The 16,948-nt window shown below is 59.4% G+C and carries 14 protein-coding genes; 5 read left to right on the top strand and 9 right to left on the bottom strand.

The features are described from left to right. Window positions 1-62: 62 nt before the first annotated feature. Both VSQ83_RS05515 and VSQ83_RS05510 read right to left on the bottom strand, forming a co-directional pair. A complete protein-coding gene (locus VSQ83_RS05515) occupies window positions 63-1,136 on the bottom strand; it encodes an AI-2E family transporter (protein WP_133075747.1) in 1,074 nt (357 codons plus the stop codon). A gap of 35 nt (window positions 1,137-1,171) precedes the next feature. After that, window positions 1,172-2,206: a DUF2066 domain-containing protein gene (locus VSQ83_RS05510; protein ID WP_326425616.1), complete on the bottom strand. Its 1,035-nt coding sequence runs from the start codon at window positions 2,204-2,206 to the stop codon at window positions 1,172-1,174. A gap of 382 nt (window positions 2,207-2,588) precedes the next feature. On the opposite strand from VSQ83_RS05510, the gene purM reads away from it, so the two are divergent. The 4 genes from purM (at window position 2,589) to VSQ83_RS05490 (ending at window position 5,454) form a co-directional block, all read left to right on the top strand. After that, window positions 2,589-3,647 (top strand): phosphoribosylformylglycinamidine cyclo-ligase, encoded by a 1,059-nt coding sequence (gene purM / locus VSQ83_RS05505; protein ID WP_019827729.1) that lies wholly within the window; start codon window positions 2,589-2,591, stop codon window positions 3,645-3,647. Beyond that, window positions 3,647-4,297, top strand: a complete 651-nt coding sequence (gene purN, locus VSQ83_RS05500) for a phosphoribosylglycinamide formyltransferase (protein WP_133075749.1) — start codon at window positions 3,647-3,649, stop codon at window positions 4,295-4,297. Before purM ends, purN begins: the two co-directional genes overlap by 1 nt. 8 nt (window positions 4,298-4,305) lie before the next feature. After that, window positions 4,306-5,019, top strand: a complete 714-nt coding sequence (locus VSQ83_RS05495; RefSeq protein WP_133075750.1) for a DUF3108 domain-containing protein — start codon at window positions 4,306-4,308, stop codon at window positions 5,017-5,019. 252 nt (window positions 5,020-5,271) lie between these two features. Continuing rightward, the gene (locus VSQ83_RS05490) at window positions 5,272-5,454 is read left to right on the top strand and encodes a hypothetical protein (RefSeq protein WP_016779856.1); all 183 of its coding nucleotides are present in this window, start codon (window positions 5,272-5,274) and stop codon (window positions 5,452-5,454) included. Between the two features lie 91 nt (window positions 5,455-5,545). On the opposite strand, the gene VSQ83_RS05485 is transcribed toward VSQ83_RS05490, so the two are convergent. From VSQ83_RS05485 to VSQ83_RS05455, 7 genes are all read right to left on the bottom strand, one after another. Further along, window positions 5,546-6,091 carry a DUF2058 domain-containing protein gene (locus tag VSQ83_RS05485; protein ID WP_019827734.1) on the bottom strand — a complete coding sequence of 182 codons (546 nt, stop codon included), beginning with the start codon at window positions 6,089-6,091 and terminating at the stop codon, window positions 5,546-5,548. A 22-nt stretch (window positions 6,092-6,113) separates the two neighbouring features. Beyond that, window positions 6,114-6,947, bottom strand: coding sequence for a nucleoside triphosphate pyrophosphohydrolase (mazG, locus tag VSQ83_RS05480; protein ID WP_326425614.1), 834 nt, complete (start codon window positions 6,945-6,947; stop codon window positions 6,114-6,116). A gap of 128 nt (window positions 6,948-7,075) precedes the next feature. Continuing rightward, window positions 7,076-9,328, bottom strand: a complete 2,253-nt coding sequence (gene relA, locus VSQ83_RS05475) for a GTP diphosphokinase (RefSeq protein ID WP_133075752.1) — start codon at window positions 9,326-9,328, stop codon at window positions 7,076-7,078. Window positions 9,329-9,447: 119 nt separating this feature from the next. Beyond that, window positions 9,448-10,800 (bottom strand): 23S rRNA (uracil(1939)-C(5))-methyltransferase RlmD, encoded by a 1,353-nt coding sequence (gene rlmD, locus VSQ83_RS05470; RefSeq protein WP_219260737.1) that lies wholly within the window; start codon window positions 10,798-10,800, stop codon window positions 9,448-9,450. Further along, on the bottom strand, window positions 10,800-11,702 hold the full coding sequence (gene cysM / locus VSQ83_RS05465; protein WP_133075754.1) for a cysteine synthase CysM: 903 nt from the start codon (window positions 11,700-11,702) through the stop codon (window positions 10,800-10,802). The genes rlmD and cysM overlap by 1 nt, the downstream gene beginning before the upstream one ends. 145 nt (window positions 11,703-11,847) lie before the next feature. Next, complete coding sequence (locus VSQ83_RS05460; protein ID WP_133075755.1) at window positions 11,848-13,200, bottom strand: sensor histidine kinase; 1,353 nt, start codon at window positions 13,198-13,200, stop codon at window positions 11,848-11,850. Continuing rightward, window positions 13,190-13,918 carry a response regulator transcription factor gene (locus VSQ83_RS05455; protein ID WP_133075756.1) on the bottom strand — a complete coding sequence of 243 codons (729 nt, stop codon included), beginning with the start codon at window positions 13,916-13,918 and terminating at the stop codon, window positions 13,190-13,192. Before VSQ83_RS05455 ends, VSQ83_RS05460 begins: the two co-directional genes overlap by 11 nt. 200 nt (window positions 13,919-14,118) lie before the next feature. Here VSQ83_RS05455 and VSQ83_RS05450 point away from each other — a divergent pair, with 200 nt between their 5' ends. Beyond that, window positions 14,119-16,884 carry a response regulator gene (locus tag VSQ83_RS05450; protein ID WP_326425612.1) on the top strand — a complete coding sequence of 922 codons (2,766 nt, stop codon included), beginning with the start codon at window positions 14,119-14,121 and terminating at the stop codon, window positions 16,882-16,884. The last annotated feature ends 64 nt before the right edge of the window (window positions 16,885-16,948 follow it).

The raw sequence follows: 16,948 nt of genomic DNA, 5'->3' as shown, positions 1-16,948 counted from the left end.
GACGCACATGAAAAAGGCGGGACCACCTGCCCGGTGAGCCCGCCCTTCACAGTGCCTGGACGTTACAGCTCCGGGTCTTCGCTGCCTTTATAGGCATGGGAGTCCTTGTACATATCCTGCAAGTGACGCACCAGCACCATGATCACCGCCGCCACCGGCAGTGCCAGCAACACACCGGTAAAGCCAAACAGCTCGCCACCCGCAAGAATCGCGAAGATCACAGCCACCGGATGCATACCGATCTTGTCCCCCACCAGCAAGGGTGTAAGGACCGTACCCTCGAGCGCCTGACCGACCATAAACACCGCCACGATCCCGAGCATCGGGTACAGATCCCCGCCAAACTGGAACAGCCCGGCGATCAACGCCGCACCAATGCCGACAATAAAGCCCATATACGGCACGATGGCCGCCACCCCCGCCATCAGGCCGATCAACAGCCCCAACTCGAGGCCGACAAACATCAGGCCCGCCGAGTAGATCACCCCCAGCGCCAGCATCACCAGCAACTGGCCACGCACAAACGCGCCGAGCACGTCGTGACACTCCTTGGCCAGCGACACAATCTGATCGGCCCGAGCCCGCGGCAACAAGCCGCGAATCTTGGCCATCATGATGTTCCAGTCTCTCAGCAGGTAAAACGCCACTACGGGAATCAGCACCAGATTGGCCAGAAAGCCGATCAGGGCCAGGCTGGATGCCGTTGCCTGGGACAGGACGATGCCGACAATGTCAGTGGCCTGCCCCATGTGCTCGGTGATTGCCGCCTTGATCTTGTCAAACTTCCAGAAGCTGTCACTCAAGCCGAGCTTGGCCTGCACCCACGGCATGGCCGTGTGCTGCAACCAGTCCAGCACCAGCGGTGCCAACTGATAAAGCTTCAACAGCTGTTTGGCCAGCAACGGCACCAACACCAGGAGCAGCGTCATCATAATGACAGTTAACAGCCCGAAGACCGCGACCGTACCCCAGGTTCTTGAAAGCCCGGCTCTTTCCAACCGATCAACCACAGGGTCGAACATATAGGCCAGGACGATTGCGACCAGAAAAGGCGTGAGTATCGGATGCAGAAAATACACAAACAGGGCGAACCCCAGCCCTACGCCCCACCACACCCACCGTCGCGAATCAGCCATGAGCCACCCCATCCCTATATAAAGAAGACAACAACCTACCAGCGAAACCGAAGCTGAGCCGCCGGCGCTGAAGCAACACCGGGCGCCTGGCCTGCACTTGTCACTGCGGGTACCTGTTCTGCCGGTACTTCCTGCAGTTGCGCCAACCCGAGTTGCGAGCGCAGCTGCTCGGCGCTGCCATTTACCTGATACACACTACGATCACCGTCGACGCTCTTTAGTTGCGCGCCGAAAGGTTCGAGCAAATGCCACAATTGCGCATAGCGCGGTAGCGTCATGCCCTGCACTTCAAGCAACTGCTCCGTCGAGACCCCGGGTTTGACCGTATAACGCGGCGCCAGACGCTGGCTCACTGCAAGCATCACGGCATCGGCCAGCGCCGCCTGATCCGGTGCCTGAGCACTGCCCTGCTCCTGCTGATCGCCAACCCACAACCGCCACTTGGCGCTCCACTGCCCATCCTCTTCACGGGCATGTACGGCCAGCAAGGCATCGGCGCCGTAACGCTCGGAAGCATCCTTCAAAGGAGCAGGATTGCTGCCCTCAAGGTTTTCAGCCGTGCCTACCAACTGTTCGCTCAGGTCTGCCAGCGGCAAACGCAATGGCAACCCGCGGTGCTGCGCGGCACGGCGCAGGGGCTCTGCCACGGATTGACCGTCGCCCACCAGGCTTGAACCATCCACCGAATCGTTCAGCCACCAGCCGAGCAAGGCGGGACGATTACTGCCCCACATCGACAAACCGGCCTGGCGCAACGCCCGGTCAGTGCTCACCGGATCGAAATCCACCTGCAGGCTTTCCGGCGGGCCAGCGTCATAACCGTACCGGCTGATGATCTGCTGGGGATCCTTGCGAATCGCCTCAAGCCCGGGGTTTTGGATCGCCTTGGGGTCCCCGGTCAAACGCAGCACCAGGGTTTCCAGTGCCTTTTGCGTGGCCTGGGTACGTTCATCGGGTGACTGGCTGGCCACCGGTTCACGCACTTGATAAAGGCCGGTCAGGATTTCGGCATGACTCGCCAGGCTAAAAAAAGACAAACAGCCCACGGCTAAAAATTGGCTCAGACGCATGAAAGATTCCCGATCACAAAAAGCAGCCTAAAAGGACGCCATAAAAACACTCGAACAGACTTCTGACACGGCGACAGCCAAATCATTCACGTCTGTATCGCAGTTTTCATTCGGTCATAAAAACTCAAAAGTAATTCGCTATACCTTATACAGGCCCGCGCACAGACCCAAGTACGACTAAAAAAGGTTTTTTTCGACAGATATAACCCTGCCTGTCGGCCCGAGGATGGCCGCTGCCCTTCAAGCCTGATAAAATCGCGCGCCTTCGCAGACCGGCAACAGCCGGGCACCCTGCAAATGCTCTGACGCACTCGATGAGCACTTGCAAGCCTGCCCCCTGAACTCGGTCGATACCCCCGAATCCCCCCTAAAGGCCTGGATTATGAGCAAGCAACCATCCCTGAGCTACAAAGACGCCGGTGTAGACATCGACGCCGGTGAAGCATTGGTCGAACGCATCAAGAGCGTGGCCAAGCGCACTGCACGCCCGGAAGTGATGGGCGGCCTCGGCGGTTTTGGCGCCCTCTGCGAAATCCCGGCTGGCTACAAGCAGCCTGTTCTGGTTTCCGGCACTGACGGCGTTGGCACCAAGCTGCGCCTGGCACTGAACCTGAACAAGCACGACAGCATCGGTATCGACCTGGTTGCCATGTGCGTCAACGACCTGATCGTATGCGGCGCCGAGCCTCTGTTCTTCCTCGACTACTACGCCACCGGCAAGCTCAACGTAGAAACCGCGACCCAAGTGGTTACCGGTATCGGCGCTGGCTGCGAACTGTCGGGCTGCTCGCTGGTAGGCGGCGAAACCGCTGAAATGCCTGGCATGTACGAAGGCGAAGACTACGACCTGGCCGGCTTCTGCGTGGGTGTTGTCGAAAAATCCGAAATAATCGACGGCTCCAAGGTTGCTGCCGGCGACGCCCTGCTCGCCCTGCCGTCCTCGGGCCCGCACTCCAACGGCTACTCGCTGATCCGCAAGATCATCGAAGTGTCCGGTGCCGACATCGAAAACATCCAGCTCGACGGCAAGCCGCTGACCGACCTGCTGATGGCGCCAACCCGCATCTACGTCAAGCCGTTGCTCAAGCTGATCAAGGAAACCGGCGTTGTCAAAGCCATGGCCCACATCACCGGTGGTGGCCTGCTCGACAACATCCCGCGTGTTCTGCCAAAAGGCGCCCAGGCAGTTGTTGACGTTGCCAGCTGGCAGCGCCCTGCTGTATTCGACTGGTTGCAAGAAAAAGGCAACGTGGACGAAAACGAAATGCACCGCGTGCTGAACTGCGGCGTTGGCATGGTGATCTGCGTGGCTCAGGCTGACGTTGAAACCGCGCTGAACGTACTGCGTGAAGCAGGCGAGCAACCGTGGGTCATCGGCCAGATCGCAACGGCCGCCGAAGGCGCTCCACAAGTTGAGCTGCAAAACCTCAAGGCGCACTAATGCCTGATACCTGTGATGTAGTGGTGCTGCTTTCCGGCACCGGCAGCAACTTGCAGGCCTTGATCGACAGCAATGACGTCAAGGACAGCCCGGCAAACATCCGCGCGGTTATCTCCAACCGCGCAGATGCCTACGGCTTGCAACGCGCCAAAGACGCGGGTATCGATACCCGCGTACTGGATCACAAAGCATTCGAGGGCCGCGAGGCCTTCGATGCTGCACTGATCAAGATCATCGACGAATTCAAACCGCAACTGGTGGTACTGGCCGGCTTCATGCGCATTCTCAGCGCCGATTTCGTGCGTCACTATCAGGGTCGCCTGCTTAACATCCACCCTTCGCTGCTGCCTAAATACAAAGGTTTGCACACGCATCAGCGCGCGCTGGAAGCAGGAGATCGCGAACACGGCTGTAGCGTTCACTTTGTGACCGAGGAACTCGACGGCGGCCCTCTGGTCGTACAGGCAGTGATACCGGTAGAGTCCGACGACTCTGCGCACGCTCTGGCGCAACGGGTCCACGTCCAGGAACACCGGATTTATCCGCTTGCAGTGCGCTGGTTTGCCGAAGGTCGCTTGTCTCTTGACGAGCAAGGCGCATTATTGGACGGTCAATTACTCGCGGCCAGCGGCCACTTGATACGAACCTAGGAGAATATATGCGTCGTGCCCTGCTTCTCGCCCTCAGCCTGCTGGCTATCCCAGCAGTGCAGGCGGCCGAACTCCAGCCTTTCAAGGCCAGCTACACCGCAGACTGGAAACAGCTGCCCATGAGCGGTTCCGCCGAGCGCAGCCTGACCAAGAGCGACAACGGTATCTGGACCTTGAACTTCAAGGCGTCGATGCTGGTGGCCAGCCTGAACGAGGAAAGCACCCTCAAGATCGATAAAAACACGCTGATCCCGCTGACCTACCACTTTGAACGTGGCGGCCTGGGCAAAGCGAAAAAGATTGATCTGGATTTCGACTGGGCGACCAAAATGGTCACCGGCACCGACCAGGGCGACGCAGTCAAAGTGCCGTTGCTGACTGGCATGCTCGACAAGTCCACCTATCAGCTCGCGCTTCAGCGTGACGTAGAAGCCGGTAAAAAATCCATGAGCTACCAGGTGGTTGATGGTAACGACGTCGACACCTATGACTTTCGCGTGATCGGCCCTGAAGTGGTCGAAACCAAGGCTGGCAAGGTAGACGCAATCAAGGTTGAGCGCGTACGCGATCCAACTCAGAACAAGCGCATCACGGAAATGTGGTTCGCCAAGAACTGGGATTCGCTGCTGGTCAAACTGCGTCAGGTCGAAAAAGACGGCAAGGAATACAACATCATGCTGCTGGACGGCACGGTGAATGGCAAAACGGTCAAGGGCAACTAAACCGTAAGCGTCAAAAAACCTCGCTTCGGCGAGGTTTTTTTTGGCCCGCTGAACGATACAAACATGAAACTTTATTCATAAAACTTATGAACAAAACTGTAAACACCCCGTATTACAAGGGCTCCAGAGTTTTTAAGTTTTTAACAACATGACAGCGCGACAATCAGCTATTTACTTAGGAAGCTAACAGATTCTATAAAGAAGTCCTGCGACGCCTTGCCGCAGGACCTCATCAGAATTTGGAGCAAGCAGATGACTATCAAAGTAACTGAGCGCGACGATTCACGTATGTTCCACCAGCTGGTAGCCCACGGTGTTCACCTGTGGGATGTGCATCAAGAAGACATACTGGTTGGCATGTTCCACCGCGAAAGCGACGCTCACAGCTACAAGGCTGAGCTGGAAAAGCTGGAAGCGCAGAAACGCCAGGCCTGAACGACAGAGACTACAGACTTGAAAAATACAAACCCCGCCGAAGCGGGGTTTGTCGTGTATGCCCTGCTGCAAAACCCTGTGGGAGCGGGTGTTACCACATCAGGTCATCAGGGATCTGATAGGCCGCGTACGGATCATCTTCTTCCGGAGTTTTCGGCTCGACCAGGATGTTCAACTGCACAATCCGGCGCGGATCCCGCTCCTGGATCTTCAGCGCAGCCTCTCGCGGGATGACTTCGTAGCCGCCCTGATGCTGCACGATCGCCAAGGAGCCATTGGCCAGCTTGTTGCGCATCAACGTGTTGACCGACAGGCGCTTGACCTTTTTATCGTCAACAAAGTTGTAGTAATCCTCGGTCGTCAGCTTGGGCAGACGCGACACTTCGATCAATTGCTTGATCTGGGCGGCGCGGGCCTTTTGCTCGACTTTCTCCTGTTGCTGACGGTTCAGCTCCTGGTCGCGCTTGACCTTCTCGGCCTTGGCTTCGGCAGCCAGACGCTGCTGGGTGTCGTCCAGCTCGATCTGCCCCTTGTGGGCCAGACGTTGCTGCTTCTGCTTTTCTTTGCCGGCCTGCTTGGCCTGCTTCTCGTTGACCAGTCCGGCTTTGAGCAACTGGTCGCGTAGGGAAATGCTCATCTACTTACTCACTTAGGCAAACTCAGCCGCAGCTGGGCAAATTCTTTTCCTGACGCTTGGCTTCGCCCCACAGGGCGTCCAGGTCTTCAAGGGTGCAACTTTCAATGGGACGCAGGGTATCGCGCAATGCCTGCTCAATAAACCGGAAACGTCGATCAAATTTTGCATTGGCCCCACGCAAGGCGGTTTCAGGGTCCACTTTAAGATGGCGGGCCAGGTTGACCACCGAAAACAGCAGGTCGCCGATTTCATCATGGATGGCCGCCGAATCATTGTCGGCCATCGCTTCCAGCACCTCGTCCAGTTCTTCTCGGACCTTGTCCAGCACCGACAATGCCGCTGGCCAGTCAAAGCCGACCTGAGCGGCACGCTTTTGCAATTTGGCGGCACGGGACAGGGCTGGCAGCGCCACCGGCACGTCATCCAGCAAGGAGAGCTGCTGGGGAACAACGGACTTTTCTGCGCGCTCCTGCGCCTTGATTTCATCCCAGCGCAACTTGACCTGCTCTTCGCTCAGGCGCGGTATGTCCAGCGGCGCATACAGGTCGCCCGTGGGGAACACGTGGGGATGTCGGCGGATCAGCTTGCGGGTGATGCTGTCGATCACCCCGGCAAATTCAAACCGGCCTTCTTCGCGGGCCAGCTGGCTGTAATAAACCACCTGGAACAGCAAGTCGCCTAGTTCACCTTGTAGGTGCTCAAAGTCCCCTTGCTCAATGGCATCAGCGACTTCGTAGGCTTCCTCAAGGGTGTAGGGCACGATGGTGGCCCAGGTTTGCTTGATGTCCCACGGACAGCCGTACTGCGGGTCACGCAGACGGGTCATGAGGTGTAGCAGGTCGTCGAGGTTGTACATCTGTAATCCTTTGGCCGAAACCTGTAGTCGCTGCCGCAGGCTGCGATGGGTTGCGTAGAGACCCCGCTTTACAAAGCGAAGGTCCTTCGGCCCTTATCGCAGCCTCGTACCTCGTCAGCGACTACAGGTTATCTTGCTTCGCTACGCCCGATCCGACGGGTTTCGATGATGTTCGGCAGTTGCGAGATGCGTCCCAATAAACGTCCCAGCGCGTCTAGACCCGGGATCTCGATGGTCAAGGTCATCAACGCGGTGTTGTTTTCCTTGTTCGAGCGAGTATTGACTGCCAGCACGTTGATCCGCTCGTTGAGCAGAACCTGGGAGACGTCACGCAGCAGGCCCGAACGGTCGTAGGCACGAATCTCGATGTCGACAGGATATGTCGAGACTGGGATCGGTCCCCAGTTGACCTGAATCATCCGCTCCGGCTCACGGCTGCCCAGTTGCAGTACCGAGGCGCAGTCCTGACGGTGAATACTCACCCCGCGACCCTGGGTGATGTAACCGACAATCGCATCACCCGGCAGCGGCTGGCAGCACCCGGCCATCTGGGTCAGCAGGTTGCCGACGCCTTCGATCTGGATGTCCCCGCGCTTGCCCGGCTTGTAGCCCGTGGCCTTGCGCGGAATCAGCTCCATCTGTTCGCTGCCGCGCTCCGGCTCGACCTGCTGCTGCGCCAGATTGATCAGCTGCGCCAGGCGCAAGTCACCGGCACCGAGCGCCGCATACATGTCCTCGGCGGTTCTCATGTTGGCTTTGTCGGCGAGCTTCTCGTAGTCCACCGCTGGCAGGCCCAAGCGACCCAGCTCACGTTCGAGCATGGTTTTGCCGGCAGCCACGTTCTGATCACGCGCCTGCAACTTGAACCAGTGAACGATCTTCGCCCGCGCCCGCGAGGTGGTGATGTAGCCCAGGTTCGGGTTCAGCCAGTCACGGCTCGGCGTGCCGTGCTTGCTGGTGATGATCTCGACCTGTTCACCGGTTTGCAGGCTGTAGTTGAGCGGCACGATGCGCCCGTTGATCTTGGCACCGCGGCAGTTATGGCCGATTTCGGTGTGCACCCGGTACGCAAAGTCCAGCGGTGTTGCGCCCTTGGGCAGGTCGATGGCATGACCGTCCGGCGTAAAGATGTACACCCGGTCCGGCTCGATATCGACCCGCAGCTGATCGGCCAGACCGCCGATATCACCCAGTTCTTCGTGCCATTCCAGTACCTGGCGCAGCCACGAGATTTTCTCTTCGTACTGGTTGGAACCTGCCTTGACGTCGGTCCCCTTGTAACGCCAGTGCGCACACACCCCCAGCTCGGCCTCTTCATGCATGGCGTGGGTGCGGATCTGCACCTCCAGCACCTTGCCTTCAGGCCCGATCACGGCAGTGTGCAGCGAGCGGTAGCCGTTTTCCTTGGGGTTGGCGATGTAATCGTCGAACTCTTTGGGAATGTGCCGCCACAGGGTGTGGACAATCCCCAGCGCGGTATAGCAGTCGCGCATTTCCGGGACCAGTACCCGTACCGCACGCACGTCATAGATCTGGCTGAAGGCAAGGCCCTTGCGCTGCATTTTTCGCCAGATGGAATAGATGTGCTTGGCCCGGCCGCTGATATCGGCATCAACGCCGGTGGCCACCAGCTCGGTTCGCAGCTGGTTCATCACATCACTGATAAAGCGCTCACGATCGAGGCGGCGCTCATGCAGCAAGGTGGCAATCTGTTTGTACTGCTCGGGCTCCAGGTAGCGGAAGGACAAGTCCTCCAGCTCCCACTTGATATGACCGATACCCAGGCGGTGCGCCAATGGCGCATAAATATCGAATACCTCACGGGCGACGCGGTTGCGCTTCTCGTCCGGGGCATTTTTGACAGCACGAATCGCGCAGGTACGTTCGGCCAGTTTGATCAGTGCAACGCGCACGTCATCAACCATCGCGACCAGCATCTTGCGCAGGTTTTCGACCTGGCCCTGGGTACCCAGAACCATGGATTGGCGGGGGCTGAGGCTGGCGCTGATGGCCGCCATGCGCAGCACGCCATCAATCAGCTTGGCCACCACCGGACCGAAGCGCTGGCTGACAGCAGGCAACAAGACCTGCCCTTCGCGCACGCAGCGATAGAGAATCGCGGCAACCAGAGAGTCTTGATCCAGTTTCAGATCGGCCAGTATTTCGGCGATTTCCAACCCTGTGCGAAAGCTCGACGTGCCCTCGGCCCACAGGTTTTTCGCCGCGTTGGCTTGCTGCTCGGCCTCGCGCGCAAACTCGCACGCTTCTTTCAAGGCTTCACGGTCCAGCGCCACATCGACACTCACCGCATGATCGAGCCATGCCTCGAGGTTGAGACTGCCGTCGGTGTTGATCGGCTGGTGTGCTCTGACCTGTACCATCTTGCTTACCTTCCCTACAGCGCAGATTCAATGCGCCGAAATCACAGGCCCTAATCCCAACCGCGCGCTACAGGGCATCACTGCGCGGGTTGCGGGCCCGTCGAAATAGACAGACCGTCCTAGTCTGCTTCAAATAACGCCATCGCCTCGACATGCGCTGTTTGCGGAAACATGTCGAGGATTGCGGCACGTTTTAACCGGTAACCCTGTTTCATCAATTCAACCGTATCCCGTGCCAGCGTGGCCGGGTTACACGACACATACACCAAACGCCTGGCTCCCAGGCCAGACAGCTTGCGTACCACTTCATAGGCGCCGTCACGGGGCGGGTCGAGCAGCACGGCACAAAACCCATCCTTGGCCCAGGCTGCATCCACCAGCGGCTGTGACAAGTCAGCCTGAAAAAACACTGCATTTTGCAGGTTGTTACTGACCGCGTTTTGCGCTGCGCGTTCGACCATGGTCGCAACACCTTCAACTGCCACCACTTCGCGGACTTTTTGCGCCAGTGGTAACGCGAAGTTACCCAGCCCACAGAACAAGTCAAGAATCCGTTCGTCAGCTTGTGGAGCAAGCCACTTTATTGCTTGAGCCACCATGGCTTCATTGACGCCAGCATTGACCTGGACAAAATCACCGGGACGATACGCCAGCTCCAGATCCCACTGTTCCAAACGGTAGCCCAGGGTCCGGGTCAAATCGACCGGTTGAGGTTCACCTTCACCGTGCAGCCACAACTGGGCGTCATGGGTGAGGCAGAAATCCTGCAGGATTTTCATGTCCCCATCGTTGAGCGGCGCCATGTGACGCAGCAACACCGCAATTGCCGAACCGCTGAACAACTCGACATGGCCAAGGGCCTTGGGATTGCTCAACTGGCGCAACATGGCGGGCAGCCCCGTCATGATAGGTTGCAAAGCCTGTACCAGGACCAAACAGTGATCAATGGCGACGATGTCCTGACTACCGGCCGCTCGAAAACCTACCTCCAGACGCTTGGCCCGCGCATCCCAGCGCACGGCGATGCGTGCACGGCGGCGATAGCCAAATTCCGGACCTGCGAGGGGGGGCGCCCACTCTTCAGGTTCGACACCGGCCACACGGGACAGTTGCTCGGTCAACATGCGCTGTTTCAGTGCAAGCTGCTCCTCATGGGGCAAATGCTGCACGCTGCAACCGCCACACTTGCCCGCGTGGGCACAGGGCGCCACGCGGCGGATGTCGCTGGCCTTGAACACGCGCTCGGTACGGGCTTCAACGATTTTGCCGTGAGCGCCCAGCACCCGGGCTTCAACTTCTTCACCGGCCAGGGCTCCCGACACAAACCAGGTACGCCCTTCAATAAAGGCAATACCCCGGCCGTCGTTGGCCAAACGCTCGATGTTCAAACGCTGTTTCTTGCCCGCAGGCACTTGCGGGGCCTTGGTGCCGCCAGCAGGCTGGAAGCGCAGGCCTCTCTCTTGCTTAGCCATCAGTTGGGCGCATCGTAAATGCCGGTCGACAAGTAACGGTCGCCGCGGTCACAAATGATCGCGACCATCACCGCGTTTTCGACTTCCTGATTCAAGCGCAACATGGCAGCTACCGCCCCGCCCGAGGACACACCACAGAAAATGCCTTCTTCGCGGGCCAGGCGACGGGTGACGTCTTCGGCTTCGCGCTGGGCCATGTCGACGATGCGGTCAACGCGGTCAGCCTGGTAAATTTTCGGCAGGTACTCGGTCGGCCAGCGACGGATACCCGGAATGGCTGCGCCTTCCATCGGCTGCAAGCCGACGATCTGCACGCCCGGGTTCTGCTCCTTGAGGTAGCGCGACACACCCATGATGGTACCGGTGGTGCCCATCGAACTGATGAAGTGAGTGATCGTACCGTTGGTCTGGCGCCAAATCTCAGGACCGGTGCCGGTGTAATGAGCCTCGGGATTGTCACCGTTGGCGAACTGATCGAGCACCTTGCCCAGGCCCTGGGCCTGCATCTTGTCGGCCAGGTCACGGGCGCCTTCCATGCCCTCTTCCTGAGAGACCAGAATCAGCTCCGCGCCATAGGCGGTCATGGCCGCCTTGCGTTCGGCGCTGGAGTTGTCGGGCATGATCAGGATCATCTTGTAGCCCTTGATCGCAGCGGCCATCGCCAGTGCAATACCGGTATTGCCCGAGGTGGCTTCGATCAGGGTATCGCCAGCCTGGATCTGGCCGCGCGCTTCGGCACGGGCAATCATCGACAGTGCCGGACGGTCCTTGACCGAGCCTGCAGGGTTATTCCCTTCGAGCTTGAGCAACAAGGTGTTGGTGGAATTTCCAGCCAGGCGCTGCAAGCGCACCAGAGGAGTGTTGCCGACGCAATCGGCGATAGTTGGGTACTGCAATGTCATGGCGTATTCGCAATCCAGACCGCGGGGCCGCACATCATACCGACAAACGCGGACAGCCCATATCACGCAAAGTGCGGTGCTTATGGCTAAAGGCTATAAGCCAGGGTTTGAGGCACACTCGAACCCGTAGCAGCTGACGAGCAGTCTATTTGGCTGGTAAGCGGATATGCACCCGCAATCCACCCCCATGGTTCTCGGCCCACAAGCTGCCGCCCTGTAACCGCAGGGCATTGCGCGCAATGCTCAGGCCCAGACCGAAGCCCCCGTCGCCAGGCCTTGAACCGTCCAGCCGGGTAAAAGGCGCAAAAATCCGTTCAAGCTCTTCAGGCGCCACACCCCCACCCTGGTCGTCGAGCCATAGATGCCATTCGTCGCCTTCACGGTGCCCGCTCAGGCTGACAACGCCATCGGGCGGCGAGTGGCGAATGGCATTACGCAGAATGTTCTCCAGCGCCTGGGCCAGACTATTGAGGTGCCCGCGCACCCAGCAATGCTCATCCACCAGGCAAGGCAACCGTGATTGCGGCCAGCCGCTTTCAAAGCGGGCGTTTTCGGTGAGCATCTCCCACAACGCCTGTACCTGGATGTCTTCCACCGGCAACGGCCCGCGCTCGGCATCCAGCCAGGCCAGCTGCAGGGTGTCCTCGACCAGCCGCTGCATGCCATCCACTTCCCGGCTCAAGCGTTCGCGCAAGGCCTCGACCCCCTGTTCGCTGTCGCACGCCACCCGCAGGCGGCTCAAGGGAGTGCGCAGTTCATGGGACAGGTCACGGAGCAATTGCTGTTGTTGCAAGACCGTGCTTTGCAGGCGCTCGGACATTTGGTCGAAGGCCCGGGCCAGTTCACCCAGTTCGTCCTGACGGCCGGTAGTCTGTCTCGACAGCCGGGCACCCAGTTGATCGGCACGCCAGGCGTTGGCCTGCTCGCGCAAATGATTCAACGGCACGATCAGCACGCGGTACAGACCCACGCACAACAGCAAGGTCAGCAAACCCGGGATTACGCCATTGGTGACAATGCGCCAGATCACCTGCGAGCGCCCCGGCATAAAACGTTGCGGCAGTTCGATCACCAGGCTGCCCGCAGCAGGATCCTTGGGAAATGGCACCTTGATCCACGGGCGCGCCGTCTTGATATGGCTAATGGGCCAGTCCAGGCCACGCAGAAAGGTCAGGCGCTCAGTCTCGCGATCGTTCAGCGGATAGCTGCTCAGTGATTGTAAGTCCTGCCCGATCACCCCGACCCAGCCGGGCTCCCTGCTGCCCATTGCTTGCAGCCATTGGTCGACAGCTGTTTGCTGCCCGGTCTCCCAGGCGCGCTCGGCCTCACCGGCGTAGCGCACCAGCGTACCGTGGGCCTGCTCGGAGAGAAATCCGGTGCGTTTGTCCATGTAGCGGCCCCAGGACCAACTGAGCCAGATCATCAGTAAACAGAACACCACCAGCAAACAGGCCAGTTTCCAGAAGACAGAGTTCTTGCCGGGCACTTTACAGGGCATCGCTGGCGCTCAAGACATAACCCTTGCCCCACACCGTGCGCACTTCGCGCTGGTGGTAGCCGACCGTTTTGAGTTTTCGCCGGATCTGGCTGATATGCATGTCCAGGCTTCTGTCATGGGCCGCATAGCCCCGTTGCAGCACCTGCTGATAAAGAAAGGCCTTGCTCAAAACCTCGTCGGCATTGCGCTGCAGGGTATCGAGCAAACGGAACTCGCTGCGGGTCAACCCCGCCCATTGTTCGCCATGACGCACGTCACACGTGTCTTCGTCGAACAGCAATCCGCTCTCGGCAGGTGCGGGGTCCTGCGCCAGGCGGGCATCCGGCATGCGGTCCAGGGCCACGCGGCGCAGGATGGCCTGGATCCGCACCCGCAGCTCGGCCATGCTGAATGGCTTGGGCAAGTAATCATCGGCCCCCAGCTGGAACCCGCTGATTCGGTCAGCCTCGGCGCCCAGCGCGGACATCAGGATCACCGGCAAGGCGTGGGTCTGGCGCAATTGCGTGAGCACCTGCAAACCATTCATGCCGGGCAACAGGATATCCATCAAGACAACATCAAAGTGCTCTTGCCGGGCACGGGCCAAACCCTCCTGACCGTTCTGACACCAGATAACGTCAAACCCGCAGCGCACTAACTGCTCGTGCAGGTAGGCACCCAGGACGGGGTCATCTTCAATGGTCAGAAGGCGTGAAGGGCTAACAGCTACGGGATTCATTAGCGTCTGCAAGTAATTCTCAATCATTGATTATTCAAGATTGAGCCACTACGGGCAACCGGCATGGGCTTTAGCGGCGCCGATAATCGGAAATTGATGGCAAATTTTCAAAGATTTGCCGGTCACCATGTGGCTACACTGCGTTCTGGCCTGGGCGGGATGCACGGGTCACTCTTAAAAATGCAGGGCTGGAGAGTTGCGTGCTTAAAAACCTCGGTATCAAAGGCCGCGTATTGCTGCTTACGCTGTTGCCCGTCAGCTTGATGGCAACCGTACTGGGTGGCTACTTCACCTGGCTGCAACAGTCCGAGCTGCAATCGCAGCTATTGCAGCGCGGAGAAATGATCGCCGAACAACTCGCCCCGCTGGTGGCCCCCGCAATGGGCCGCCATGACACCGCGCTTCTGGCGCGGATCGCCACCGAATCCCTTGAGCAACAGGATGTGCGGGCCGTAGCGTTCCTCAACGCCAACCACGAACCCCTCGCCCACGCCGGGCCGATCATGCTCAACCAGGCCCCCCTGGGCAGCAGCACCCAGCTGCAACAACGAACTGACAACGATGCCACCCGTTATTTACTGCCGGTGTTTGGCCGCCATCGCAATCTGGCCGGTGATGTGATTCCCAACGAGGCCCACCGCCTGCTGGGCTGGGTCGAGCTTGAGCTCTCCCACAACGGCATGCTGCTGCGCAGCTACCGCAACCTGTTTGCCAGCTTGCTGCTGATTGTTACCGGCCTGGTGCTGACCACCCTGCTGGCGCTGCGCATGAGCCGTACGATCAATGCCCCTCTTGGCCAAATCAAACAGGCCGTGGCGCAACTCAAGGACGGGCATCTGGAAACCCGATTGCCGCCACTGGGCAGCCAAGAGCTGGACGAACTGGCCTCGGGCATCAATCGCATGGCCGAAACCCTGCACAATGCCCAGGAAGAGCTGCAACACAGCGTCGATCAAGCCACTGAAGATGTGCGCCAAAACCTCGAAACCATTGAGATCCAGAACCTGGAACTCGACCTGGCCCGCAAGGAAGCCCTGGAAGCCAGCCGGATAAAGTCAGAGTTTCTGGCCAACATGAGCCACGAAATCCGCACCCCGCTCAATGGCATTCTCGGCTTTACCCACTTGCTTCAGAAAAGCGAGCTGACCCCACGCCAGTTCGACTACCTGAACACCATCGAAAAATCGGCCGACAACCTGCTCGGAATCATCAACGAGATTCTCGACTTTTCCAAAATCGAGGCCGGCAAGCTGGTGCTCGACAATATCCCGTTCAATCTGCGCGATCTGTTGCAGGACACCCTGACCATCCTCGGGCCTTCGGCCCATGACAAAGGGCTGGAGCTGGTCAGCCTGGTGTACCGCGATACACCGCTGTCACTGGTTGGAGACCCACTGCGACTCAAGCAAATCCTCACCAACCTGGTCAACAACGCCATCAAGTTCACCCGCGAAGGCACCATTGCCGTGCGCGCCATGCTGGAAGACCAGGACGAAAACGAAACCGATGGCAGCGTACAACTGCGCATCAGCGTGCAGGACACCGGCATCGGCCTGACGTCCCAGGATATCCGGGCCCTGTTCCAGGCCTTCAGCCAGGCGGACAACTCATTGTCACGCCAACCCGGGGGCACCGGACTGGGGCTGGTGATTTCCAAACGACTGGTGGAACAGATGGGTGGCGAAATCGGTGTAGAAAGCACCCCCGGCGAAGGCTCGGTGTTCTGGATCAGTGTCAAACTGCCCAAAGCCCGCGATGACGTCGAGGACTTGCCCTGCGCCCCTTTGCTGGGCCGTCGCGTAGCGATTCTGGAAAAACACGATCTGGCCCGCCAGGCCCTGCACCATCAGCTGGAAGACTGCGGGCTGGATGTCACGCCGTGTACCACCCTTGAGAATCTCACCAACTGCGTGACCGGCGCCCATCAGACCTCTCAGGCCATAGATCTGGCAGTCCTCGGGGTCACGGCCAACGACACGCCACCCGAGCGCCTCAACCAGCACATCTGGGACCTTGAGCACATGGGCTGCAAGGTCTTGGTACTGTGCCCGACCACCGAGCAGGGGCTGTTCAATACCGTGGTGGCCAACCCCCACGGCCAGTTGCAGGCCAAACCTGCCTGTACCCGTAAATTGCGCCGGGCCCTGGCTGACCTGATCAGCCCGCGGCAAACCCGTGCCGAACCCGGAGAGCCGCTGGCCAGCCGCGCACCGCGACTGCTGTGTGTCGATGACAACCCGGCCAATCTGCTGCTGGTGCAAACCCTGCTGGAGGGCATGGGCGCCAAAGTGACAGCCGTGGACAGCGGCTATGCCGCCATTGAAGCGGTCAAGACCGAAGACTTTGATCTGGTGCTGATGGATGTACAGATGCCCGGCATGGACGGGCGCGAAACCACCGAAGTGCTGCGCCAGTGGGAAAGCGAGCGCCACTGCACTGCGCTGCCGATTGTGGCGCTCACAGCCCACGCAATGGCCAACGAAAAACGCGCCCTGCTACAGAGCGGGATGGACGACTACCTCACCAAGCCGATCAGCGAGCGTCAATTGGCGCAGGTGGTGTTGAAGTGGACGGGGCTGGCCTTGCGCAATCAAATCAGTGACAACCACCACGAACCCGTTCGGCAAAACGCACAATTACCCGTACTCGACCATGAGGAAGGCCTGCGTCTGGCGGCGGGCAAGGCTGACCTGGCCGTCGACATGCTGGCCATGCTGCTGGCCTCGCTGGAGTCTGATCGCGAAGCCATCCAGCAGGCGCGCAACGCCAAGGACAACAACGGGTTGATCGAACGGGTCCACCGTTTGCACGGGGCCACGCGTTACTGCGGCGTTCCGCAATTGCGCGCCGCCTGCCAGCGCAGCGAAACCCTGCTCAAGCAAACAAGCCCCAACGCCGACGCAGCTCTCGACGAACTGGACCGGGCCATCATCCGCCTGGCCAAAGAAGCACGCAGTGCTGCATAGATAACGGGGAGCGGGCTTGCTCGCTCCCACAAAAGCCGATGTGTGGTTACAGCCAAGGAAGACC

Origin of the sequence: Pseudomonas sp. DSV-1, from assembly GCF_035830915.1 — a bacterium.
Classification (GTDB): Bacteria; Pseudomonadota; Gammaproteobacteria; order Pseudomonadales; family Pseudomonadaceae; genus Aquipseudomonas.
The sequence above is the reverse complement of the archived record's forward strand: the minus strand, read 5'-3'. Positions and strand labels throughout refer to the sequence as shown.

Excerpts from the sequence above, each read along its gene's own strand:
- VSQ83_RS05515 (WP_133075747.1), bottom strand. The coding sequence starts at position 1,136 with ATGGCTGATTCGCGACGGTGGGTGTGGTGGGGCGTAGGGCTGGGGTTC.
- VSQ83_RS05510 (WP_326425616.1), bottom strand. The coding sequence starts at position 2,206 with ATGCGTCTGAGCCAATTTTTAGCCGTGGGCTGTTTGTCTTTTTTTAGC.
- purM (WP_019827729.1), top strand. The coding sequence starts at position 2,589 with ATGAGCAAGCAACCATCCCTGAGCTACAAAGACGCCGGTGTAGACATC.
- purN (WP_133075749.1), top strand. The coding sequence starts at position 3,647 with ATGCCTGATACCTGTGATGTAGTGGTGCTGCTTTCCGGCACCGGCAGC.
- VSQ83_RS05495 (WP_133075750.1), top strand. The coding sequence starts at position 4,306 with ATGCGTCGTGCCCTGCTTCTCGCCCTCAGCCTGCTGGCTATCCCAGCA.
- VSQ83_RS05490 (WP_016779856.1), top strand. The coding sequence starts at position 5,272 with ATGACTATCAAAGTAACTGAGCGCGACGATTCACGTATGTTCCACCAG.
- VSQ83_RS05485 (WP_019827734.1), bottom strand. The coding sequence starts at position 6,091 with ATGAGCATTTCCCTACGCGACCAGTTGCTCAAAGCCGGACTGGTCAAC.
- mazG (WP_326425614.1), bottom strand. The coding sequence starts at position 6,947 with ATGTACAACCTCGACGACCTGCTACACCTCATGACCCGTCTGCGTGAC.
- relA (WP_133075752.1), bottom strand. The coding sequence starts at position 9,328 with ATGGTACAGGTCAGAGCACACCAGCCGATCAACACCGACGGCAGTCTC.
- rlmD (WP_219260737.1), bottom strand. The coding sequence starts at position 10,800 with ATGGCTAAGCAAGAGAGAGGCCTGCGCTTCCAGCCTGCTGGCGGCACC.
- cysM (WP_133075754.1), bottom strand. The coding sequence starts at position 11,702 with ATGACATTGCAGTACCCAACTATCGCCGATTGCGTCGGCAACACTCCT.
- VSQ83_RS05460 (WP_133075755.1), bottom strand. The coding sequence starts at position 13,200 with ATGCCCTGTAAAGTGCCCGGCAAGAACTCTGTCTTCTGGAAACTGGCC.
- VSQ83_RS05455 (WP_133075756.1), bottom strand. The coding sequence starts at position 13,918 with ATGAATCCCGTAGCTGTTAGCCCTTCACGCCTTCTGACCATTGAAGAT.